Genomic DNA, 23,301 nt, shown 5'->3' with positions numbered 1-23,301 from the left:
CGGTGAGGGGGAAAACTCCCTTTTAAGCTGAATCGTTTTTCGTAATGTAATCCTTACGTAACTTTCTTACATGTATGCGATTACATTCACATTCTTCCGGTTAAATACTCCATGTTTTAACCTTTTGAGAACATTTCCCCCCACAAAAAAGCGAATCCTGCGATAATCCGCCCTGCTTCGTGACAGGAGTCACAGCGTTTTCCGTCAGGAAGGGTTTTGTCCAGATACGTAAATCTATGAGCCCCGTCGCGGTTAACATCCTAAGAAAAACCCTACAATTTCAGGCAGTACATATTGGCTAAGGAGCAGTGACATGCGCGTTAAAGACTTAACCCCGCAAGATCTCAAGGCTTATGGTATCAACGACGTCCAGGAAATCGTCTACAACCCCGATTACGATACGCTGTATCAGGAAGAGCTCAATCCAGCACTGGAAGGATACGAGCGAGGTGTGTTGACGAACACTGGTGCTATCGCCGTGGACACCGGGATTTTTACCGGCCGTTCGCCGAAAGATAAGTATATCGTCCGTGACGACACTACCCGCGATACGCTGTGGTGGGCAGATAAGGGCAAAGGGAAGAACGACAACAAGCCGCTCTCCCAGGAAACCTGGCAGCATCTGAAAGGACTCGTCACGAATCAACTCTCCGGCAAGCGATTGTTTATTGTTGATGCCTTCTGTGGCGCCAATGCCGACACTCGCCTCTCCGTTCGCTTTATCACCGAAGTCGCCTGGCAGGCGCATTTCGTGAAGAACATGTTTATTCGCCCGACCAATGAAGAGTTACAGGATTTCGAGCCTGATTTCATCGTCATGAACGGCGCGAAATGCACCAACCCGCAGTGGAAAGAGCAGGGCCTGAACTCGGAAAACTTCATTGCCTTCAACCTGACCGAGCGCGTCCAGCTGATTGGCGGCACCTGGTACGGTGGCGAAATGAAGAAAGGGATGTTCTCGGTGATGAACTACCTGCTGCCGCTGCAGGGCATTGCCTCCATGCACTGCTCCGCTAACGTGGGCGAAGACGGTGACGTGGCCGTGTTCTTTGGTCTCTCCGGGACCGGGAAAACCACCCTCTCCACCGATCCTAAGCGCCGGTTGATTGGCGACGATGAACACGGCTGGGACGACGACGGCGTGTTCAACTTCGAAGGCGGCTGCTACGCCAAAACGATCCGTCTGTCGGCCGAAGCCGAGCCGGACATTTACGGCGCCATCCGCCGCGATGCGCTGCTGGAAAACGTCACCGTGCTCGCCGATGGCACCGTTGATTTTGACGATGCTTCGAAGACCGAAAACACCCGTGTGTCGTATCCGATCTATCACATCGATAACATCGTCAAGCCGGTTTCCAAAGCGGGCCACGCCTCGAAGGTGATCTTCCTGACCGCCGATGCTTTTGGCGTGCTGCCACCGGTCTCTCGTCTGACGGCCAGCCAGACGCAGTATCACTTCCTGTCGGGCTTTACCGCGAAACTGGCGGGCACTGAGCGCGGTGTGACGGAGCCAACCCCAACCTTCTCCGCCTGTTTCGGCGCGGCGTTCCTGTCGCTGCACCCGACACAGTACGCAGAAGTGCTGGTGAAACGCATGCAGGCTGCAGGCGCGAAGGCTTATCTGGTGAATACCGGCTGGAACGGAACGGGGAAACGTATTTCCATCAAAGATACCCGCGCCATTATCGACGCGATTATCGATGGCTCGCTGGACGATGCGGAAACCTTCACCCTGCCGATGTTCGATCTGGCAATCCCAACGGCGTTGCCGGGCGTGGATACCCATATCCTCGACCCGCGTAATACCTACGGCTCACCGGAACAGTGGCAGGAGAAGGCAGAAGCCCTTGCGAAGCTGTTTATTGAGAACTTTGAGAAGTACACCGATACGCCAGCAGGTGCGGCGTTGGTGAGTGCGGGACCGAAGCTGTAAGAAGCTTAAATAGTGTCGGGTGGCGCTGCGCTCACCCGAACTATAGAGCATGAGAAGGCCGGGTAAGGGTAACGCCACCCGGCTTTTTTTAACTCTCTTTCACCTGCCCCCGCGTCACCGGAACCGGCAGCCACGCGCGGATGCTCAACCCACCCCGTTCGCTGGTACCAATCTCCAGCAACCCGTTATGGTTATCCACAATACGCTGCACAATCGCCAGCCCTAATCCGGTGCCGCTGGTACTGCGCGCGCTGTCGCCGCGTACAAACGGCTGGAACAGATGTTTACGCTGTTCAGGCTTGATCCCCGGACCGTCATCTTCCACCTGGAACCAGGCGCGATTCATTTCGGAGCCGCTGCTGACTTTGATCCAGCCGTTGCCGTAGCGCGCCGCGTTGACCACCATATTGGCGACCGCGCGCTTGATGGAGAGCGGGTGCATACGCACCTGAATTTCGCCCGGCTGCAGAGCCGTATCGATTTCACGCTCGTAACCACTCTCTGCGGCCACCACTTCGCCCAGTACCCCGTTGAGATCTGCCATTTCCATCGGCATCTCCTGACCGGTACGCAGGTAATCGATGAACTGCTCGATGATGGCGTTACACTCTTCGATGTCCTTGTTGATGGACTCCGCGAGATAACCGTCCTCTTCGCCCATCATCTCTGTCGCCAGGCGAATGCGCGTCAGCGGTGTGCGCAGATCGTGACTCACGCCCGCCATCAGCAGCGTACGATCGTCTGCCAGCTGCTTCACCCCTGCCGCCATATGGTTGAACGCGCGCGTCACCGAACGCACCTCAGAAGCACCGTATTCGCGCAGCGGCGGCGGAATAATACCTTTCCCCACCTGCAGGGCCGCATGCTCAAGATCGACCAAGGGTCGGTTTTGTATTCGGATAAACAGCCACGCGCCACCTATCGCCATCAGCATGATCGCCAGGGTGTAGCGGAACAGCGGCGAGAAATCGCCCTGATGGATTTCGGTCAACGGGACGCGCACCCAGATATTGGGTGACAGCCAGGTTTTCAGCCAGACGACCGGCGAGCTTTTGTTGACCTCAACGCGCACTTCCGTTGGGCCGCCCAGCTGCTGCGCCATCTGCTGGCTTAAGAATTCGTAGTGTTGCGCCCAGCGCAGGCCTGCGTCTTCCGCCGCCTCGTTTGAGTACAGCGAAATGCCCAGCTCACGATAAATCTCACGGCGGAACGCCGGAGGCACCACCAGCTGCGTGCCGTCCTCCAGCTGCAGTTTATCGGTCATCAGCATACGGACTTCGTAGGCTAACACCTTATTAAACTGCTGCAGGCTTGGCAGAATCGCGAAGTTCAGCACCACCAGATACGTCGTCACCAGGCTGACGAACAGCAGGGTGACGATCAGTAACAGGGTACGGGCAAACGAGCTGCGCGGTGAAAAGCGCATTCGCTTCATGCCTTAGAACCGTCCGGCACGAAGACGTAGCCCAGACCCCAGACGGTCTGAATATAACGAGGATGCGCAGGATCTTCTTCGACCATGCGGCGCAGACGGGAGATCTGTACGTCGATGGAACGCTCCATGGCGGAGTATTCGCGACCGCGTGCCAGGTTCATCAGTTTGTCGCGAGACAGTGGCTCACGTGGATGGCTGACCAGCGCTTTCAGCACCGCAAATTCACCGCTGGTGAGCGGCATCGGCTCATCTTCACGGAACATTTCGCGGGTACCGAGGTTCAGCTTGAACTTACCGAAGGCAATCACCGCTTCTTCCTGAGACGGTGCGCCCGGCAGTTCGTTCGCCTGACGACGAAGCACAGCACGGATACGCGCCAGCAGCTCACGCGGGTTAAACGGTTTAGGAATGTAGTCGTCGGCGCCAATTTCCAGGCCCACGATACGGTCAACTTCTTCCCCTTTCGCCGTGACCATAATGATCGGCATCGGGTTACTCTGGCTACGCAGACGACGGCAGATGGAGAGCCCGTCTTCGCCAGGAAGCATTAAATCGAGCACCATCAGGTGGAACGATTCACGGGTAAGCAGGCGATCCATTTGCTCGGCGTTCGCCACGCTTCGAACCTGGAAGCCCTGCTCGGTCAGATAACGCTCCAGCAGCGCACGCAGGCGCATGTCGTCATCCACGACCAGAATTTTATAGTTCTCTTGCATTGTATGTACTCCCAAAGGCCCGGATAGTGTTTCAGTACGTATTCTAAAAAAGTGCACGTCTACGACCAGCTAAATCTGGTATAAATTCTAGTCGAAATTGTTACAAAGCATATTTAACAGGAGCTTATCTGCACATTTCATCACATAAATCATTATTAATCCTGTCTGGTAAGCTATGTGGTACGTAATGTGCGTAATGCCTGTCATTGAGTAGAGTCTTAAAGGTCATCCCATGAAAACGCCGCTGATCACCCGCGAAGGGTACGAAAAACTCAAAAAAGAGATGGATTACCTCTGGCGGGAAGAGCGCCCGGAAGTGACCAAAAAAGTGACCTGGGCAGCCAGTCTTGGCGACCGCAGCGAGAACGCTGACTATCAGTATAATAAAAAACGCCTGCGCGAGATTGATCGCCGGGTCCGTTATCTGACTAAATGCCTCGAGAACCTGCGAATCGTTGACTATTCGCCGCAGCAGGAAGGCAAAGTCTTTTTCGGCGCATGGGTAGAGATCGAGAACGATGACGGCGCGACCCGACGTTTTCGCATTGTCGGCTACGATGAAATTTTTGGTCGTAAGGATTACATCTCGATCGACTCGCCGATGGCCCGCGCGCTGCTGAAAAAGGAGGTCGGCGATTTAGCCGTCGTCCAGACACCTGCCGGGGAAGCCAGCTGGTACGTCAACGAAATTGAGTACGTTAAATAGTCCGAGAGCGCCCTCCACGACTGGCATTTTGCCGTGCCAGTCCGTATAACTATCCCCTGTTTTTCGACAAACCAGATGACAAAGCCATGATGAAAGATTCGCTCTGCCGCATTATTGCGGGTGAACTTCAGGCCAGAGCCGAACAGGTAGAAGCTGCCGTTCGCCTGCTTGATGAAGGGAACACCGTGCCGTTTATTGCACGTTATCGTAAGGAAGTCACCGGCGGTCTGGATGACACGCAGCTGCGCAACCTGGAGACCCGTCTGGGCTACCTGCGTGAGCTGGAAGACCGTCGCCAGGCTATTCTCAAATCCATTGGCGAACAGGGCAAACTGACCGATGCGCTGGCAGGTGCCATCAACGGCACAATGAGCAAAACCGAGCTGGAAGACCTCTATCTGCCGTACAAACCTAAGCGCCGCACCCGCGGGCAGATTGCGATTGAAGCAGGCCTCGAGCCGCTGGCCGATCTGCTGTGGACTACGCCGTCGCACGATCCTGAAACGGAAGCCGCGAAATTTATCGACGCAGATAAAGGCGTAGCCGACACCAAAGCCGCCCTTGATGGCGCGCGCTACATTCTGATGGAGCGTTTTGCCGAAGACGCCGCGCTGCTCTCCAAAGTGCGTGATTACCTGTGGAAAAATGCCCACATCGTCTCTACCGTCGTGAGCGGTAAAGAAGAGGAAGGCGCGAAATTCCGCGACTACTTCGATCACCATGAACCGATTTCAACCGCCCCATCGCACCGCGCGCTGGCCATGTTCCGTGGCCGCAACGAAGGCGTTCTGCAACTCTCTCTCAATGCCGATCCGCAGTTCGACGAGCCGCCGAAAGAGAGCTACTGCGAGCAGATTATTACTGACCATCTCGGCCTGCGCCTGAATAACGCCCCGGCAGACAGCTGGCGCAAAGGCGTGGTGAGCTGGACCTGGCGCATCAAAGTGCTGATGCACCTCGAAACCGAACTGATGGGCACCGTACGCGAGCGCGCAGAAGACGAAGCGATCAATGTTTTTGCCCGTAACCTGCATGACCTGCTGATGGCCGCCCCGGCGGGCCTGCGCGCAACGATGGGTCTCGATCCGGGCCTGCGTACCGGCGTGAAAGTGGCCGTCGTTGATGGCACCGGCAAACTGGTCGCGACCGACACCATCTATCCACACACCGGCCAGGCCGCGAAAGCCGCCGTTGTGGTTGCCGCCCTGTGTGAAAAATACAACGTTGAGCTGGTGGCGATTGGTAACGGCACCGCCTCCCGTGAAACTGAACGTTTCTTCCTCGATGTGCAGCAGCAGTTCCCGAAAGTGACCGCGCAGAAGGTGATCGTCAGCGAAGCCGGTGCGTCGGTCTATTCCGCGTCCGAACTGGCGGCGCTCGAGTTCCCGGATCTGGACGTTTCCCTGCGCGGCGCGGTTTCTATTGCCCGTCGACTGCAGGACCCGCTGGCCGAGCTGGTGAAAATCGATCCGAAATCCATCGGTGTGGGCCAGTATCAGCACGACGTCAGCCAGACTCAGCTGGCGCGTCGTCTGGATGCGGTGGTGGAAGACTGCGTGAACGCCGTCGGCGTGGACCTGAATACCGCCTCCGTCGCCCTGCTCACCCGCGTGGCGGGCTTAACCCGCATGATGGCGCAGAACATCGTTGCCTGGCGCGATGAAAATGGCCAGTTCCAGAATCGTCAGCAACTGCTGAAAGTGAGCCGTCTGGGGCCGAAAGCCTTCGAACAGTGCGCGGGCTTCCTGCGTATCAACCACGGCGATAACCCGCTGGACGCCTCTACGGTTCACCCGGAAGCCTATCCGGTCGTGGAGCGTATTCTGGCCGCCACGCAGCAGGCCCTGAAAGATCTGATGGGCAACAGCACCAACCTGCGCGATCTGAAAGCTGTCGATTTCACCGACGACAAATTCGGTGTGCCGACCGTAACCGACATCATCAAAGAGCTGGAAAAACCAGGCCGCGACCCGCGCCCTGAGTTTAAAACGGCGAAATTCGCCGAAGGCGTGGAGACGATGAAGGATCTGCAGCCGGGCATGGTGCTGGAAGGCGCGGTCACCAACGTCACCAACTTTGGTGCCTTTGTCGACATCGGCGTCCATCAGGATGGCCTGGTGCATATCTCGTCGCTGGCGGATAAGTTCGTGGAAGACCCGCACACTGTGGTCAAAGCGGGCGATATCGTGAAGGTGAAAGTGCTGGAAGTGGATATGCAGCGTAAGCGTATCGCGCTCACGATGCGTCTCGACGAGCAGCCAGGCGAAACTAACGCCCGCCGCAGCAACGGAGGTGGTGCGCGTGAGCAATCGCGTCCAAACGCGAAAGCCGCGAAACCTCACCCTCAGGCGCAGCCTGCCGGTAACAGCGCGATGATGGATGCGCTGGCCGCCGCGATGGGCAAGAAGCGCTAACGTTAAATACATTTGCCCGGCCTGTGTATCCCCTGGCCGGGCAAACACGTTCCCGCCCGGCAATCAGACCCCACAAAGTTAAAATAAATAAGAATGTACTCACTCATTATTTATTAAATATGGAACCGATTGCATATCCATATTTAAACCATCGATTATCACTTAGTTAACAAATTAATTATTCATCCCTGACGCTCCATTTCAATAAATATTGAGCAAGGTCAAACAGTCCTCGATTTACCCCTCATATGAACATCCCGTCACATTTTAAATATTGCTGATAGAAACCATTCTCATTATCATGAACCTGTTGATTATTTAACCTTCGGTAAAAGTGGTCTCTATGCAATTCACACCAGACAGTGCCTGGAAAATTACCGGTTTTGCCCGCGAAATTAGCCCGGCGTATCGTCAAAAACTGCTGTCGTTAGGCATGCTGCCTGGATCATCATTCCAGGTGGTTCGCATTGCACCCTTGGGCGATCCCATTCATATCGAAACCCGTCGCGTCAATCTGGTATTGCGTAAGAAAGACCTCGCCTTATTAGAAGTCGAAGCTTTAGCCCGATAAACCGCCAGCAGTTATACCGAGTCTAAAACAATGAAAAAATTAACCATTGGCTTAATTGGTAATCCTAATTCCGGCAAGACAACCTTATTTAATCAGTTAACGGGGGCGCGTCAGCGTGTCGGTAACTGGGCGGGCGTCACGGTAGAACGTAAAGAAGGCCAGTTTTCAACAATCGATCATCAGGTCACCCTCGTTGACCTGCCTGGCACCTATTCACTCACCACCATTTCGTCCCAGACCTCTCTCGATGAGCAGATTGCCTGTCACTATATTCTGAGCGGCGATGCGGATTTACTGATTAACGTTGTCGATGCTTCCAATCTTGAGCGTAACCTCTACCTGACGCTACAGCTGCTGGAGCTGGGCATTCCGTGCATCGTGGCGCTTAATATGCTCGATATCGCCGAGAAGCAAAAAATTCGTATTGATATCGATGCGCTTTCCGCTCGTCTCGGCTGCCCGGTCATTCCGCTGGTCTCGACCCGTGCGCGCGGGATTGATGCCCTGAAACTGGCGGTCGATCGCCATACGGGCAATACCGATCTGGAGCTGGTTCACTATCCGCAGCCGCTGGTGCGCGAGGCCAGCATTCTGGCCGGAGAGATGAACAACGCGATGCCACAAAAACAGCGCAACTGGCTTGGGCTACAAATGCTGGAAGGCGATATCTATAGCCGGGGCTACGCTGGCGACGCCGCAGAGAGTCTGGAGATGTCACTGGCACGCCTGAGCGACGAGCTGGACGATCCGGCGCTGCATATCGCCGATGCGCGCTATCAAAGTATCGCGGCCATTTGCGAAGTGGTCAGCAATACCCTGACCGCCGAGCCGAGCCGTTTCACCGCGGCGGTGGATAAAATCATTCTGAACCGTTTCCTCGGTTTGCCGATCTTCCTGCTGGTGATGTATGTGATGTTCCTGCTCGCCATCAACATTGGCGGCGCGCTGCAGCCACTGTTCGATGTCGGCTCGGTTGCGATCTTCATTCACGGCCTGCAATGGCTGGGCTACACCCTGCATTTCCCGGAGTGGCTGACGATTTTCCTCGCCCAGGGGCTGGGCGGCGGGATTAACACCGTTCTGCCGCTGGTGCCGCAGATCGGCATGATGTACCTGTTCCTCTCCTTCCTTGAAGATTCCGGTTATATGGCCCGCGCGGCGTTCGTGATGGACCGCCTGATGCAGGCGCTCGGTTTGCCGGGCAAGTCCTTCGTCCCGCTGATTGTCGGCTTTGGCTGTAACGTGCCGTCGGTGATGGGCGCACGTACTCTGGATGCTCCGCGTGAGCGTCTGATGACCATCATGATGGCGCCGTTTATGTCCTGCGGGGCGCGTCTGGCGATCTTCGCGGTCTTTGCGGCGGCGTTCTTTGGGCAGGAAGGTGCACTGGCGGTCTTCTCCCTCTATCTGCTGGGCATTGTGATGGCGATTCTCACCGGCCTGATGCTCAAGCACACCATCATGCGCGGCGAAGCGTCGCCGTTTGTGATGGAGCTGCCGGTTTACCACGTGCCGCATATCAAAAGTCTGCTGATCCAGACCTGGCAGCGCCTGAAAGGCTTCGTTCTGCGCGCCGGTAAAGTGATCGTCATCGTCAGTATTTTCCTGAGCGCGCTGAACAGTTTTACCCTCAGCGGCCAGGCGGCAGATAACATCAACGACTCGGCGCTGGCTTCCGTGAGTCGCGTCATCACCCCGCTGTTCAAGCCGATTGGCGTTCACGAAGATAACTGGCAGGCCACCGTCGGGCTGTTTACCGGTGCGATGGCGAAAGAGGTGGTCGTCGGCACGCTCAACACGCTCTATACGGCGGAAAATATTCAGGAAGAGGAGTTTAACCCGGCTGAGTTCCATCTCGGGGACGAGCTGCTCAGCGCCGTTGACGAAACCTGGCAGAGCCTGAAAGACACCATCAGCCTGAGCGTACTGGCAAACCCTATCGAAGCCAGCAAAGGTGACGGCGAAATGGCCACCGGTGCGATGGGTGTGATGAGCCAGAAATTTGGCAGCCCTTCAGCGGCGTACAGCTATCTGATTTTCGTCCTGCTCTACATCCCGTGCATTTCGGTAATGGGGGCCATTGCCCGCGAATCCAGCCGCGGTTGGATGGGCTTCTCGGTCCTGTGGGGGCTGAACATCGCTTACTCGCTGGCAACCGTCTTCTACCAGGCGGCTAACTTCAGCCAGCATCCGCGCTACAGTCTGGTGTGCATTCTGGCGGTGGTGCTGTTCAACGTCGTGCTGATTGGCCTGTTGCGCCGCGCCCGTAGCCGCGTGAACGTCAACCTGCTGGCCACGAATAAAACTGCGGCGAACTGCTGTAACAGCCCTGCGGGCGACTGCCACTAAGAGGTGAGATGATGGCATCGATGATTCAGGTTCGGGATTTACTGGCTCTTCAGGGGCGAATGGAGGCCAGACAGTTGAGCCTTTCCCTGCATACGCCGCAGCCGATGATCGATGCTATGCTCGAACGAATGGAAGCGATGGGTAAAGCCGTGCGGATTCAGGAAGATGCGGAGGGTTGTTTGACCGGTAGCTGCAAAAGCTGTCCGGAAGGCAAAGCCTGCCTGCGGGAGTGGTGGGCGCTGCGCTAATACGATTTGCCGGGCAGCCTATGCCGCCCGGCAATACTGTTATTTATAGACTTCCGCCGTTGCATGAACGGTTTTCTCGCCTTTGTTCGCGCTGGTCACTACATAATACGTACCGCCCAGCTCATCAGCTTTTTTCGATAATTCTTTACGTGCATCCATTGGCGCAGTCGTTTTTGAGGTCGTAATCTCGCCAATTTTGGTCAGATTCATCTCTTTAACTTTGTCTTTTTCCAGCTCTTTCGCTGCAAATACGCCAAATGACAGAGACCCAATAACCAGTGATGTAACAATTCCCGTAACAAGTTTCATAACCATTACTCTCCATAGGTTTGTAGTTTTGATTATCGTAGGCTCAACTTCCGCAACGATATTTGAAGTATTGTTGCGGTATGAAACTTTTTCCAGGTGGATCAGTAAATAATCAGTTTAAACGCTGACTTAACGCCGTTAGCGCGTCGCAAAACGCCTCGGGATGCGAGACGAAAGGCGCATGTGCGGCTTTGGCAATGACCTTCGATTCGCTGTTCGGCCATAACGCATCCAGTATCGGCACCACTTTGCGCGGCACCAGGCCATCCAGATAACCGTAGATTCGCAGATGCGGCACTGAAAGCGCAGCCAGCGGTTCACGCAGGTCGACGGTTTTCAGAATTTCCAGCCCACCGTTAAGCACCTCAACCTCCGGCATGGGAAGTGCCAGCACCGCGTTTTTGAGCATTCGCGCATCCTGACGCGCCGTTTCGGTTCCCAGAGTTTGCAGCGCCAGAAAGCGCTCAACCGTCCGCTTGAAATCTTCGCTCAGCTGCTGCTGGAAACCGGCCAACACCTCCGGCCTGATACCCGGCCACTCATCCCGTGCCGCAAAGCAAGGCGATGATGCGACCGTCACCAGCGCCTGAACGCGCTCCGGGTGCGTCAGGGCTATCTGGCTCGCCACCAGCCCGCCCAGGCTCCAGCCGAGCCAGATCGCTTTTTGCGGCGCGCGTTCCAGAACATGCCGGGCCATCTCATCGAGGGGCATCGCGCCAAACCCGTGGCTGCGGCCAAATCCCGGCAGATCCACCAGATGCAGCGTAAACTGCGAGGCCAGTTCCTCCTGAATGCAATGCCAGACTTCAGCGTTCAGCCCCCATCCGTGCAGCAGCACAAGATCAACATTTCCCGTGCCCATGGTCTGCCACCAAAGATTGTTCATCGGTTAGGATTCTCTTTTTTAACAAGGAAGTTGCCCATGCTATCAGTGCCCGGCTTGTGCTGGCTATGCCGAATGCCGCTCAGGATGAGCCGCTGGGGGATCTGCTCCGTCTGCACGCGCGCCTTCGAGCGCCGCCCTCCCTGCTGCCCCCAGTGCGGTTTATCCGCAACGCGCGTCGATATCCCCTGCGGGCGATGCCTGCAAAAACCGCCGCCGTGGGGCGATCTGGTGGCCGTCGATAATTACGTTCAGCCCCTGAGCAGCCTGATCCACCAGTTTAAGTTTTCTCGTCAGACGCAGCTGGCGGGGCCGCTGGCGCGCCTGCTGATACTCGCCGTTTTGCAGGCCCGGCGCTCACGGGGGTTACCAGCCGTGGATCTTCTTATCAGCGTGCCGTTGCACCATCGACGCCACTGGCGTCGCGGCTACAATCAGAGCGATCTGTTGTGTCGCACACTTTCCCGCTGGCTACGCTGTGACTGGCAACCGGACGCGTTAAAACGCACACACGCAACGGCCGTTCAGCACCGGTTAAGCGCGCGGTTGCGCAAAAGAAATCTAAAAAATGCCTTTCGCCTTGATTTAGCGGTCAAGGGGCGCCATATCGCGATTGTGGATGATGTCGTCACAACCGGCAGCACCGTGGCGGAGCTTTCCCGACTGCTTTTGCAAAGCGGTGCAGCGACGGTTCAGGTATGGTGTTTGTGTCGTACCTTGTAGCCCTTTTCCGATGGGCGTATTATTATACCCAGGTAATTTAGTCAACTATTAGGCCAAAGCTATGATCCGTATTTCCGATTCTGCACAATCACACTTTGCCAAACTGCTGGCAAATCAGGAAGAAGGGACGCAGATCCGCGTGTTTGTGATTAATCCAGGCACTCCGAATGCAGAATGCGGTGTCTCTTATTGTCCTCCGGACGCTGTGGAAGCATCTGACACTGCCCTTAAATTTGAGCAGCTCACCGCCTATGTCGATGAGTTAAGCGCGCCATACCTTGATGACGCCGAGATCGATTTCGTCACCGATCAGCTGGGTTCTCAGCTGACGCTGAAAGCACCGAACGCCAAAATGCGTAAAGTGTCTGATGATGCGCCGCTGATGGAGCGCGTAGAGTATTTGCTGCAATCCCAGATCAACCCGCAGCTGGCGGGCCACGGCGGTAAAGTCACGCTGATGGAGATCACCGAAGACGGTCTGGCGATCCTGCAGTTCGGCGGCGGCTGTAACGGCTGTTCCATGGTCGACGTGACCCTGAAAGAAGGGATCGAGAAGCAGATGCTGAACGAGTTCCCGGAACTGAAAGGCGTGCGCGATCTCACCGAACACCAGCGCGGCGAGCACTCTTACTACTAAGTTCCCGTCTGTTTTTACCCGGTGCCGCGCAGCGAGCCGGGCCATTAAATCAGATCCCAGGCCGGGTAAGGCGATTTCGCCCCCCGGCTTTTGTTTGCCTGTCGCTCCCCGCCCCATATGTTGACCTGCGTCTCATAATTCAAATTTTGCCTGCCTGGGTGATTCTCAATCTGCACATGTTACCCGTATCATTCGCGTGGGCACTAAGCATCCTCATAACAGCCGACTAAACTTATTAGTTTCGCAGGCAATCAGTATTAGTGCCGTTAATTCTCTGTTCCCGGTTGGGACAATCGGAAATTGTCGTTGAAACAATGACGTTACCCATAACAATTGAAAGGCCAGGTTAATCATGCCATTAGTTATTGTCGCTATCGGTGTTGTCTTATTACTGCTCTTGATGATCCGTTTCAAACTGAACGGCTTCATCGCTCTGGTTCTGGTGGCACTTGCAGTGGGTCTGATGCAAGGGATGCCGCTGGTGAAAGTCATCAGCTCAATTAAAGCAGGTGTGGGCGGAACGCTCGGCAGCCTGGCGCTGATCATGGGCTTCGGTGCCATGCTCGGTAAAATGCTGGCAGACTGCGGTGGCGCACAGCGCATCGCGACCACGCTGATTGCCAAATTTGGTAAACAACACATTCAGTGGGCGGTGGTGTTAACCGGTTTTACCGTCGGTTTCGCGCTGTTCTATGAAGTCGGCTTCGTGCTGATGCTGCCGCTAGTCTTCACCATCGCGGCTGCCGCCAACATTCCGCTGCTGTTCGTCGGTGTGCCGATGGCGGCTGCCCTGTCCGTGACGCACGGCTTCCTGCCGCCGCACCCGGGTCCAACCGCTATCGCGACCATCTTCCATGCGGATATGGGTAAAACCCTGCTGTTCGGTACGATTCTGGCGATCCCAACCGTTATTCTGGCAGGCCCGGTGTTTGCACGCTGCCTGAAAGGTATCGACAAGCCAATTCCGGAAGGTCTGTATAGCGCAAAAACCTTCACCGAAGCGGAAATGCCAAGCTTTGGCGTCAGCGTCTGGACCTCTCTGGTGCCGGTTGTGCTGATGGCGATGCGCGCAGTTGCTGAAATGGTGCTGCCAAAAGGTCACGCGTTCCTCTCCGTCGCTGAGTTCCTCGGTGACCCGGTGATGGCGACGCTGATTGCGGTTCTGATTGCCCTCTTCACCTTCGGTCTTAACCGTGGCCGTAGCATGGATCAGATCAACGAGACGCTTGGCTCTTCCATCAAAATCATCGCCATGATGCTGCTGATTATCGGCGGTGGCGGTGCGTTCAAGCAGGTTCTGGTCGACAGCGGCGTAGACAAATACATCGCCTCGATGATGCATGAAACCAACATCTCGCCAATCCTGATGGCCTGGTCGATTGCTGCAGTGCTACGTATCGCGCTGGGTTCTGCAACTGTTGCGGCAATCACTGCTGGCGGTATTGTTGCGCCACTGATTGCCACCACGGGCGTTAGCCTGAGCTGATGGTTATCGCGGTGGGTTCCGGTAGCGTCATCTTCTCCCACGTGAACGATCCAGGCTTCTGGCTGTTCAAGGAGTACTTCAACCTGACGATCGGCGAGACCATCAAGTCCTGGTCGATGCTGGAAACGATTATCTCAGTGTGCGGCCTGATTGGGTGTCTGCTGCTGGCGATGGTGGTTTAAGCACAAAAAAGCCGGGTGGTGGTTGCACCTAACCCGGCCTGGACCGTTAAAAGCCCGGCAAACTGATGATGTTTGCCGGGCTTTTTTTATCACTTCTTTGCTTTTCTGCGCTTATCCAAATCCTTAATCAGCTTGTTCACACCCTCATCGGCAAACATCTTTTCAAGGGTGGTGGAGAGCTTGCGCCGCCAGTTTTTGTACTGATAGCTGGTGCCCGGAATGTTCACCGGCTCCGCCATTCCCAGCCAGTCCTCGGGTTGCAGGCCCAGCAGGGCGCTATTGCTGTCGGCGATATAGCGCTGCATGCCGCGATTCAGGGTTGCCGTCATCGCCATCAGCGAGGCTTTATGCCCGGCGCGTTTTGGCAGGCAGCCGTGCTTGTGCAGCGCATCCAGCAGCCCCTGTTTGGCCAGCTCGCGGTCCTGATACAACCCGCGCAACACCACTTCGTCTGGATATAACCCTAACGTTTTGCCGAGCGTGAGATCACCGCTCTCCCAGTAGCCTCGCAGCGTAGGAAGATCATGCGTTGTCGCGACAGCCATTGATTGTTGAGGGTACGCTTGCGGCGAACGGAACGTCTTCTCATGGTCACTTTCGAAATAGAGTACTTTGTATGAATAAACGCCACTCTCGCGTAATTTACTGACGATTTCAACCGGCACGGTGCCGAGATCTTCGCCAATGACCATGCAGTTGTGACGCTGACTTTCCAGCGCGAGGATCGACAGCAGATCGTCCACCGGATAATGCACATAGGCACCGTGATCCGCCGTTTCACCGTAAGGGATCCACCACAGGCGCAGCACGGACATCACGTGGTCGATACGCAGCGCGCCGCAGTTTTGCATATTGGCGCGCAGCAGATCGATAAACGGCTCGTACCCGCGCGCGACCATCACATGCGGGTCCATCGGCGGCAATCCCCAGTTCTGTCCCAGCGGGCCGAGGATATCCGGCGGGGCGCCGACGGAGGCTTTCAGGCAATAAAGCTCGCGGTCGCACCAGGTTTCGGCTCCGCCTTCCGCCACGCCAACGGCCAGATCGCGATACAGACCAATCGGCATGTCGTAGCCCTGGCTCTCCTGCCAGCAGGCGGCAAACTGACTGTACGCCAGCCACTGCAGCCACAGGAAAAAGTCCACTTCATTGGCGTGTTGCTTGCAGAAGGCTTTCACCTCCGGCGAGTCCACCGACTGATAGGCTTCCGGCCACACCGGCCAGCCCCAGCGCATTTCGTCCTCTTTCACCTGATACGCATGCAGCGCGTCAAACGCCGCCTGCCAGTAGAGGCTTTCGCCTTCCTGGGCGACGAACTGACGGAACGCTTTCATCTGGTCGTCCGTGCGCTTTGCAAAGCCTTTCCAGGTCATACGCAGGGCAGCCATTTTCAGGGCCGTTACCGTCGCATAGTCGACCCAGTCGGCTTCACGCACCTGTTTCAGCGTCTGCTGGGTGGTGGTGAGATTCCACCACGCCTGGGCCTCTTTGCTTTTCCTGAAATCCTCCAGCGCGTTGACGTCGATATAAATCACATTCAGCCAACGGCGGGACGACGGGCTATACGGGCTGGCGCTTTCCGGGTTCGCCGGATAGAGGGCATGGATTGGGTTGAGGCCGATAAACGCCCCGCCGCGCTTGCCCACCTCCGCCAGCATATTTTTCAGATCGCCGAAATCGCCGATCCCCCAGTTCTCATTCGAACGTAGCGTGTAAAGCTGCACGCAGGCGCCCCACAGCTTTTTCCCGTCGAGCAGCGCCTGCGGCTCGTAGCAGCGTTTCGGCGCGATGATCACCCGGCAGTGATAGCGCTTATCATCCTGCGTCAGCGTCAGGGTGTGATAACCGTGCGGCAGTTTTGCCGGAAGGGTGAGATTTTTCCCGCCCGTCGCATGGCCCTTATGCTGCTGGCCCTCTTCGGTGGTTAACAGCCAGCTGAATTCGCCGCGGCCTTCCACCAGCAACGCCATCTTCTTACCGGCTGTGAACACTTTCACCACCGGCACCGGCGCTATCGCCGCTTTCGCGGCGGGCGTTGTTTTGTGCATGGCGTCCAGCAAACGTCGTTTGGTTTCAGCGCCAATTGACTGTGGTTTGCCGTGAGCATTGATGTAACTGGGGCTGATCCCCGCCGCCAGGGCGGCATTATCCAGACGTTTGCTGTCCATCGCGCTTCCTTAGCGTTTTGCCTGCCAGATACGGGCCTGATAATCACGGATTGAACGGTCAGAGCTGAACATCCCACAGCGCGCGGTATTCAGAATACATGCGCGCGTCCAGGCGTCCTGATCGCGGTACAGCACATCCACCTGCTTCTGCGCTTCAACGTAGGCCGCGAAATCAGCCATTACCAGATACGGATCGCCGCCCTGTTTGCCGATGCTGTGCAGCATTTGGTCGAAGGCGTGTTTGTCGCCGTCGCTGTATTTGCCGCTTTCCAGCTCCTTCAGCACTGCATCCAGAACCTTGTCTTTCTTGCGCCATTTCACCGGATCGTAGCCTTTGGCTTTAAGGGCTTTCACCTCCTCGACCGTGTGACCGAAGATAAAGATATTCTCTTCACCCACCTGCTCGGCGATTTCGACGTTCGCGCCGTCCAGCGTGCCGACGGTTAAGGCTCCGTTCAGGGCCAGCTTCATGTTACCGGTGCCGGACGCCTCTTTGCCCGCAGTCGAAATCTGCTCGGAGATATCCGCCGCCGGGATCAGCATTTCCGCTGCGGACACGCAGTAATCCGGCAGGAACACCACTTTCAACTTGTCGCCCACCTGCGGATCGTTGTTCACCGCTTCAGCCACTTTGTTAATGGCGAGGATAATGTTCTTCGCCAGGTAGTAGCCCGGTGCCGCTTTGGCACCGAAGAGGAACACGCGCGGCACGCGGTTCGCGTTCGGGTTTTCGCGGATCTCTTTGTACAGCGCCAGAATGTGCAGCAGGTTCAGGTGCTGACGTTTGTACTCGTGCAGGCGTTTGATCTGGATATCAAAAATCGCGTTCGGGTTGATTTCAATCCCCGTGCGCACTTTCACGAACGCCGCGAGGCGCACTTTGTTCTCTTGTTTGATAGCCTGGTATTTCTGGCGGAACCTGGCATCGTCAGCCTGTTTTTCCAGGTTGATCAACTGGTCGAGATCGTTGGCCCACTCTTTCTTCAGCGTTTTATCCAGCAGCGCGGCGAGAGCCGGGTTGCACTGTTTGATCCAGCGACGCGGCGTAATGCCGTTGGTAACGTTATGGAATTTGTTCGGCCAGAGCTGGTGATATTCCGGGAACAGATCTTTAACCACCAGATCCGAGTGCAGCGCCGCTACGCCGTTCACCGCAAAACCGCTGACCACGCACATGTTCGCCATGCGGACCTGTTTGTCGTGCACCACCGCCAGTTTCGCCCAGACCGCTTTATCACCCGGCCAGGTTTTCGTCACCAGCACTTTGAACCGATCGTTGATCTGATTAATGATCTGCATATGGCGCGGCAGCAGCGCTTTCACCAGTTTCTCATCCCAGCACTCCAGCGCTTCTGGCATCAGGGTGTGGTTGGTGTAGGCGAAGGTTTTGCTGGTGATTGCCCAGGCCGCGTCCCAGCTCAGCTGGTGCTCATCAAGCAGCACGCGCAGCAGTTCCGGAATCGCGATGGTTGGGTGGGTATCGTTGAGCTGAATCACTTCGTAATCTGCCAGCTCCGACAGCTTACGCCCCGCCAGATGATGGCGACGCAGGATATCCGCCACAGAGCAGGCGCACTGGAAATACTGCTGCATCAGGCGCAGCTTTTTGCCCGCCAGATGGTTGTCGTTCGGGTAGAGCACTTTAGTCAGTTTTTCGGCGTCGATACCCTGCTGCTCGGCACGCAGGAAATCGCCGTCGTTAAATTTGGTCAGGTTGAATGGATGGGCGTGTTTCGCCTGCCACAGACGTAACGGCTGCGCCACGCCGTTGCGGTAGCCCAGCACCGGCAAATCCCAGGCTTCACCGGTGATCACAAAACCCGGCTCCCAGTGGCCCTGTTTAGACACTTTCCCGCCGATACCTACCTGCACATCGAGCTGTGCGTTGTGGCGGAACCACGGATAGCTGCCGCGATGCCAGTCGTCCGGCGCTTCAATCTGATTCCCGTCGTTAAAGGACTGACGGAACAGGCCGTACTGGTAGTTCAGACCATACCCGATAGCGGATTGCCCCACGGTTGCCATGGAATCCAGGAAACAGGCCGCCAGACGCCCTAACCCGCCGTTACCTAAACCGGGGTCGGTCTCTTCTTCCAGCAGATCGGTCAGGTTAACGCTGTGCTCGCTGAGTACGTCGCTCACCTCCTGATACCAGCCGAGGTTCAGCAGGTTGTTGCCGGTCAGACGACCGATCAGGAACTCCATGGAGATGTAGTTCACATGACGCTGGTTTTTCACCGGCTTCGCCGCAGGCTGAGCACTGAGCAGTTCGGCCAGCGCACCGCTCACGGCCTGCCACCACTGATGAGACGTCATGTCTTCGGCTGCAGACAAACCAAATCGCTGCCACTGACGCGTCAGGGCAGCCTGAAATTGAGCTTTGTTGAAGGTAGGCTGAGACATAGGGAATCGGCATCCTGTAGAGAAAGAAAAGATAATGGCGCTAGTGTGCCAGGCTCATTCCGGCTCTTCCTCCTCCTGCCAGGGATTAGACAGGGAGGAGTAGCGGGGATGAGCGCAAAAGTGTGATCAAGGCCACTCTGTGAGCATAGAACGAGTGTGCCAATACGGCGCGAGGATAAACGGGAAGAGTGTCAAAAAAATGAAATGCAGTTTCGGATGAAATTAATAACAGCAGAAATGATTGCTTACCAGGAATAATATTTCTTGCTTTTAGGCCTTTCTCAGAGGGTTATTTTCCAGGAATAACTATACCGGTTATTTATTAACTTCGTGATGAGAATCGCCTAATGAAACCAGTTTCAGGATAAGCGCACTAAATGCATACAAGCCAGCATCCATGCGGGATATAGGGCATCTAAGAAAGTTCCCGGTCAATGAGAAATAATTTTGTGACAGAGTGCAAATTAAGGGATAGAAAAGACGGACATAACTTGCAATAGTTCCTTTTCTGGCCGACCTTATATCTATTAATTACGAAGCGCAAAAAAAATCGATTTTCCTCGTTTCCCCACAGTGAAGTGAAAAACTTATGTTGATTCCGTCCAAATTAAGTCGCCCGGTTCGTCTTGACCATACTGTGGTCCGCGAACGTCTGCTGGCGAAACTTTCCGGCGCGAATAATTTCCGACTGGCGCTGGTTACGAGTCCTGCAGGTTATGGAAAAACAACGCTCATCTCACAGTGGGCCGCAGGCAAAAGCGATTTAGGCTGGTACTCCCTTGATGAGGGCGATAACCAGCAGGAGCGCTTTGCCAGCTACTTGATCGCCGCCATACAGCAGGCGACTAACGGGCACTGCGTCACCAGCGAAGTGATGGTGCAAAAACGCCAGTACGCCAGCCTCTCCTCCCTGTTCGCCCAGCTGTTCATTGAGCTGGCCGAATGGCATCGCCCGCTGTTCCTGGTGATTGACGATTACCACCTGATCACCAATCCGGTGATCCACGAATCCATGCGTTTCTTCCTGCGCCATCAGCCGGAAAACCTGACCCTGGTGGTACTGTCACGTAATCTGCCGCAGTTGGGAATTGCCAACCTGCGCGTGCGCGATCAGCTGCTCGAAGTGGGCAGCCAACAGCTGGCCTTTAACCATCAGGAAGCGAAACAGTTCTTTGACTGCCGCCTCAGCTCGCCGATTGAAGCCTCTGAAAGCAGCCGCCTGTGCGACGACGTTGCCGGCTGGGCAACCGCGTTGCAACTCATCGCCCTCTCAGCGCGTCAGAATAACAGCCCGACGCATCAGTCTGCGCGCCGTCTGGCGGGCATTAATGCCAGCCACCTGTCCGATTATCTGGTCGACGAAGTGCTGAACAGCGTTGACCCGGCGACCCGTCAGTTCCTGCTGAAAAGCTCGCTGCTGCGCTCCATGAACGATGCGCTGATTGTGCGCGTCACTGGCGAAGACAACGGCCAGATGCGCCTCGAAGAGATTGAACGTCAGGGGCTGTTCCTGCAACGCATGGACGACTCCGGCGAATGGTTCAGCTTCCACCCGCTGTTTGGCAATTTCCTGCGCCAGCGCTGTCAGTGGGAAATGGCCACCGAATTACCTGACGTCCACCGCTCCGCAGCGGAAAGCTGGATGGCACAAGGGTTCCCGAGCGAAGCGATCCACCACGCGCTTGCCGCCGGTGACGCCAACATGCTGCGCGATATCTTGCTCAACCACGCCTGGGGCCTGTTCAATCACAGCGAGCTGACGCTGCTCGAAGAGTCACTCCGCGCCCTGCCGTGGGAAAGCCTGCTGGAAAATCCGCGTCTTGTCCTGTTGCAGGCGTGGCTGATGCAGAGTCAGCACCGCTACAGCGAAGTGAATACCTTGCTGGCCCGCGCCGAACAAGAGATGAAAGGCGAGATGGACGGTACGCTGCACGGCGAATTTAACGCCCTGCGCGCACAGGTGGCCATCAACGATGGTGACCAGGAAGAGGCCGAACGTCTGGCGATGATCGCCCTCGACGAGCTGCCGCTGGCGAACTATTACAGCCGCATTGTCGCCACCTCGGTCCACGGGGAAGTGCTGCACTGCAAAGGGGACCTCACCCGTTCTCTGTCGCTGATGCAGCAGACGGAGCAGATGTCCCGCCGCCATGACGTCTGGCATTACGCTCTGTGGAGCATGATCCAGCAGAGCGAAATCTTATTTGCTCAGGGGTTCTTGCAAGCCGCCTGGGAGACACAGGAAAAAGCGTTCCAGCTGATTCAGGATCAACATCTGGAACAGCTGCCGATGCACGAGTTCCTGCTGCGTATTCGCGCGCAGCTGCTGTGGGCCTGGGCGCGTCTCGATGAGGCCGAAGCCTCTGCCCGTCATGGCGTTGACGTCCTTTCCACCTTCCAGCCGCAGCAGCAGCTGCAATGTCTGGCGCTGCTGGTGCAGTGCTCGCTGGCGCGCGGCGATCTGGATAACGCCCGCAACCATCTGAACCGTCTGGAAAACCTGCTGGGCAATGGTCAGTACCATAGCGACTGGGTTTCCAACGCCGATAAAGTCCGGGTGATTTACTGGCAAATGATCGGCGATAAGAAATCAGCCGCCAACTGGCTGCGTCAGACGCCGAAACCGGAATTTGCCAATAACCACTTCCTGCAAAGCCAGTGGCGCAACATCGCCCGCGCGCAGATCCTGCTCGGTGAGTTTGAGCCTGCGGAAATTGTGCTCGAAGAGCTGAACGAAAACGCCCGCAGTCTGCGTCTGATGAGCGATCTGAACCGCAACCTGCTGCTGCTCAATCAGCTTTATTGGCAGGCAGGGCGGAAAAATGACGCACAGCGCGTCTTGCTGGAAGCATTACAGCTGGCGAACCGCACCGGGTTTATCAGCCACTTTGTGATTGAAGGCGAAACGATGGCGCAGCAACTGCGTCAGCTGATTCAACTCAACACCCTGCCGGAGCTGGATCAGCACCGCGCCCAGCGTATTCTGCGGGAGATAAACCAGCATCATCGCCACAAGTTCGCGCATTTTGATGAGAACTTTGTCGAACGTCTGTTGAACCACCCGGAGGTGCCGGAGCTGATTCGCACCAGCCCGCTCACCCAGCGTGAATGGCAGGTTCTGGGGCTGATTTATTCGGGTTACAGCAACGAACAGATTGCGGGCGAGCTGGCGGTCGCGGCGACCACCATCAAAACCCATATTCGCAATTTGTATCAGAAACTCGGCGTGGCGCATCGTCAGGATGCGGTGCAGCATGCGCAGCAATTGCTGAAGATGATGGGTTACGGCGTGTAATGCAATGCCCGGCGGCGGGACGTTTGCCGGGCCTGCGATTAAGTCAGTCGGGAGGCGCCGCCGCCCGGACTGGGATTAGCACAGCTCTAACTGAACGTTATTGTCCTTAATCACCTGCAACACCCCCGCTGGCGGCATTACGTCGGTGTACACGGCATTGACCATGCTGATGCTGCCCATATTTACCATCGCGTTACGGCCAAATTTCGAGTGATCCACCACCAGCATTACGTGGCGCGAGTTGTCGATAATCGCCCGTTTGGTGCGCACTTCATGGTAATCAAACTCCAGCAGAGAACCATCGCTGTCGATGCCGCTGATCCCAAGGATGCCGAAATCGAGGCGGAACTGGGAGATAAAATCGAGCGTCGCTTCACCAATGATTCCGCCGTCGCGGCTGCGCAGTTCGCCACCCGCCAGGATGATGCGGAAATCTTCTTTCTGCATCAGGGTATTGGCGACGTTAAGGTTGTTGGTGACCACACGCAGATTTTCATGGTTGAGCAACGCATGGGCCACCGCTTCCGGCGTCGTGCCGATATCAATAAACAGCGTCGCGCCGTTGGGGATCTGGCTCGCCACTTTGGCGGCAATACGCTCTTTCTCTGCGGTTTGCGTCGCCTTACGGTCATGCCATGAGGTATTCACCGAGCTTGACGGCAGGGCCGCGCCGCCGTGGTGGCGCAGAATACGGTTCTGATCGGCCAGGTCGTTTAAATCACGACGAATTGTTTGCGGGCTGACGGCGAATTGCTCCACCAGCTCTTCGGTGCTGACGTATCCCTGCTTTTTAACCAGTTCGATAATGGCGTCATGACGTTGCGTTTGTTTCATGAAATATCC

Annotated in this window: 16 protein-coding genes and 1 pseudogene; 10 read left to right on the top strand and 7 right to left on the bottom strand. The window is 56.2% G+C overall.

Features of this window, described 5'->3' with window-relative positions:
* Window positions 1-313: 313 nt before the first annotated feature.
* Window positions 314-1,933, top strand: coding sequence for a phosphoenolpyruvate carboxykinase (ATP) (gene pckA / locus ETG88_RS04560; RefSeq protein WP_129034784.1), 1,620 nt, complete (start codon window positions 314-316; stop codon window positions 1,931-1,933).
* 88 nt (window positions 1,934-2,021) lie between these two features.
* On the opposite strand, the gene envZ is transcribed toward pckA, so the two are convergent.
* Together envZ and ompR are read right to left on the bottom strand one after the other, a co-directional pair.
* Entirely contained in the window at window positions 2,022-3,368 is a 1,347-nt protein-coding gene (gene envZ / locus ETG88_RS04555; protein ID WP_129034783.1) for a two-component system sensor histidine kinase EnvZ, read from the bottom strand.
* Window positions 3,365-4,084, bottom strand: coding sequence for an osmolarity response regulator transcription factor OmpR (ompR, locus tag ETG88_RS04550; RefSeq protein WP_001157751.1), 720 nt, complete (start codon window positions 4,082-4,084; stop codon window positions 3,365-3,367). Before ompR ends, envZ begins: the two co-directional genes overlap by 4 nt.
* A 232-nt stretch (window positions 4,085-4,316) precedes the next feature.
* Here ompR and greB point away from each other — a divergent pair, with 232 nt between their 5' ends.
* From greB to feoC, 5 genes are all read left to right on the top strand, one after another.
* The gene (gene greB / locus ETG88_RS04545; protein ID WP_100778595.1) at window positions 4,317-4,790 is read left to right on the top strand and encodes a transcription elongation factor GreB; all 474 of its coding nucleotides are present in this window, start codon (window positions 4,317-4,319) and stop codon (window positions 4,788-4,790) included.
* A gap of 86 nt (window positions 4,791-4,876) precedes the next feature.
* Window positions 4,877-7,204: a Tex family protein gene (locus tag ETG88_RS04540; RefSeq protein WP_129034782.1), complete on the top strand. Its 2,328-nt coding sequence runs from the start codon at window positions 4,877-4,879 to the stop codon at window positions 7,202-7,204.
* Window positions 7,205-7,547: 343 nt separating this feature from the next.
* Window positions 7,548-7,775 carry a ferrous iron transporter A gene (feoA, locus tag ETG88_RS04535; RefSeq protein WP_100778593.1) on the top strand — a complete coding sequence of 76 codons (228 nt, stop codon included), beginning with the start codon at window positions 7,548-7,550 and terminating at the stop codon, window positions 7,773-7,775.
* A gap of 30 nt (window positions 7,776-7,805) precedes the next feature.
* Window positions 7,806-10,124 carry a Fe(2+) transporter permease subunit FeoB gene (feoB, locus tag ETG88_RS04530; protein ID WP_129034781.1) on the top strand — a complete coding sequence of 773 codons (2,319 nt, stop codon included), beginning with the start codon at window positions 7,806-7,808 and terminating at the stop codon, window positions 10,122-10,124.
* Between the two features lie 11 nt (window positions 10,125-10,135).
* Window positions 10,136-10,372, top strand: a complete 237-nt coding sequence (feoC, locus tag ETG88_RS04525; RefSeq protein ID WP_100778591.1) for a [Fe-S]-dependent transcriptional repressor FeoC — start codon at window positions 10,136-10,138, stop codon at window positions 10,370-10,372.
* Between the two features lie 39 nt (window positions 10,373-10,411).
* Here feoC and ETG88_RS04520 read toward each other — a convergent pair whose 3' ends face one another.
* Both ETG88_RS04520 and bioH read right to left on the bottom strand, forming a co-directional pair.
* The gene (locus ETG88_RS04520; RefSeq protein ID WP_100780800.1) at window positions 10,412-10,681 is read right to left on the bottom strand and encodes a YdgH/BhsA/McbA-like domain containing protein; all 270 of its coding nucleotides are present in this window, start codon (window positions 10,679-10,681) and stop codon (window positions 10,412-10,414) included.
* Between the two features lie 112 nt (window positions 10,682-10,793).
* Window positions 10,794-11,567: a pimeloyl-ACP methyl ester esterase BioH gene (bioH, locus tag ETG88_RS04515; protein ID WP_129034780.1), complete on the bottom strand. Its 774-nt coding sequence runs from the start codon at window positions 11,565-11,567 to the stop codon at window positions 10,794-10,796.
* A 36-nt stretch (window positions 11,568-11,603) separates the two neighbouring features.
* Between bioH and gntX the strand changes: the two genes are divergently transcribed.
* From gntX to gntT, 3 genes and pseudogenes are all read left to right on the top strand, one after another.
* Entirely contained in the window at window positions 11,604-12,287 is a 684-nt protein-coding gene (gene gntX / locus ETG88_RS04510; RefSeq protein ID WP_129034779.1) for a DNA utilization protein GntX, read from the top strand.
* Between the two features lie 61 nt (window positions 12,288-12,348).
* Window positions 12,349-12,924 (top strand): Fe-S biogenesis protein NfuA, encoded by a 576-nt coding sequence (nfuA, locus tag ETG88_RS04505; protein WP_100778588.1) that lies wholly within the window; start codon window positions 12,349-12,351, stop codon window positions 12,922-12,924.
* A 352-nt stretch (window positions 12,925-13,276) separates the two neighbouring features.
* Window positions 13,277-14,592: pseudogene (gntT, locus tag ETG88_RS04500) on the top strand (gluconate transporter).
* An 89-nt stretch (window positions 14,593-14,681) separates the two neighbouring features.
* On the opposite strand, the gene malQ reads toward gntT, so the two are convergent.
* Both malQ and malP read right to left on the bottom strand, forming a co-directional pair.
* On the bottom strand, window positions 14,682-16,760 hold the full coding sequence (gene malQ, locus ETG88_RS04495) for a 4-alpha-glucanotransferase (RefSeq protein WP_129034778.1): 2,079 nt from the start codon (window positions 16,758-16,760) through the stop codon (window positions 14,682-14,684).
* A 9-nt stretch (window positions 16,761-16,769) separates the two neighbouring features.
* Window positions 16,770-19,163, bottom strand: coding sequence for a maltodextrin phosphorylase (gene malP / locus ETG88_RS04490; RefSeq protein WP_129034777.1), 2,394 nt, complete (start codon window positions 19,161-19,163; stop codon window positions 16,770-16,772).
* A 589-nt stretch (window positions 19,164-19,752) separates the two neighbouring features.
* On the opposite strand from malP, the gene malT reads away from it, so the two are divergent.
* A complete protein-coding gene (gene malT, locus ETG88_RS04485) occupies window positions 19,753-22,458 on the top strand; it encodes an HTH-type transcriptional regulator MalT (protein WP_100778584.1) in 2,706 nt (901 codons plus the stop codon).
* A 75-nt stretch (window positions 22,459-22,533) separates the two neighbouring features.
* Here the strand turns inward: malT and ETG88_RS04480 are convergent, their stop codons facing one another.
* Window positions 22,534-23,292, bottom strand: a complete 759-nt coding sequence (locus tag ETG88_RS04480; protein ID WP_100778583.1) for a DeoR/GlpR family transcriptional regulator — start codon at window positions 23,290-23,292, stop codon at window positions 22,534-22,536.
* Between the last annotated feature and the right edge of the window lie 9 nt (window positions 23,293-23,301).

It is taken from the genome of Lelliottia nimipressuralis (assembly GCF_004115925.1).
Classification (GTDB): domain Bacteria; phylum Pseudomonadota; class Gammaproteobacteria; order Enterobacterales; family Enterobacteriaceae; genus Enterobacter; species Enterobacter nimipressuralis.
This window is presented reverse-complemented; position numbering and strand designations above follow the sequence as displayed.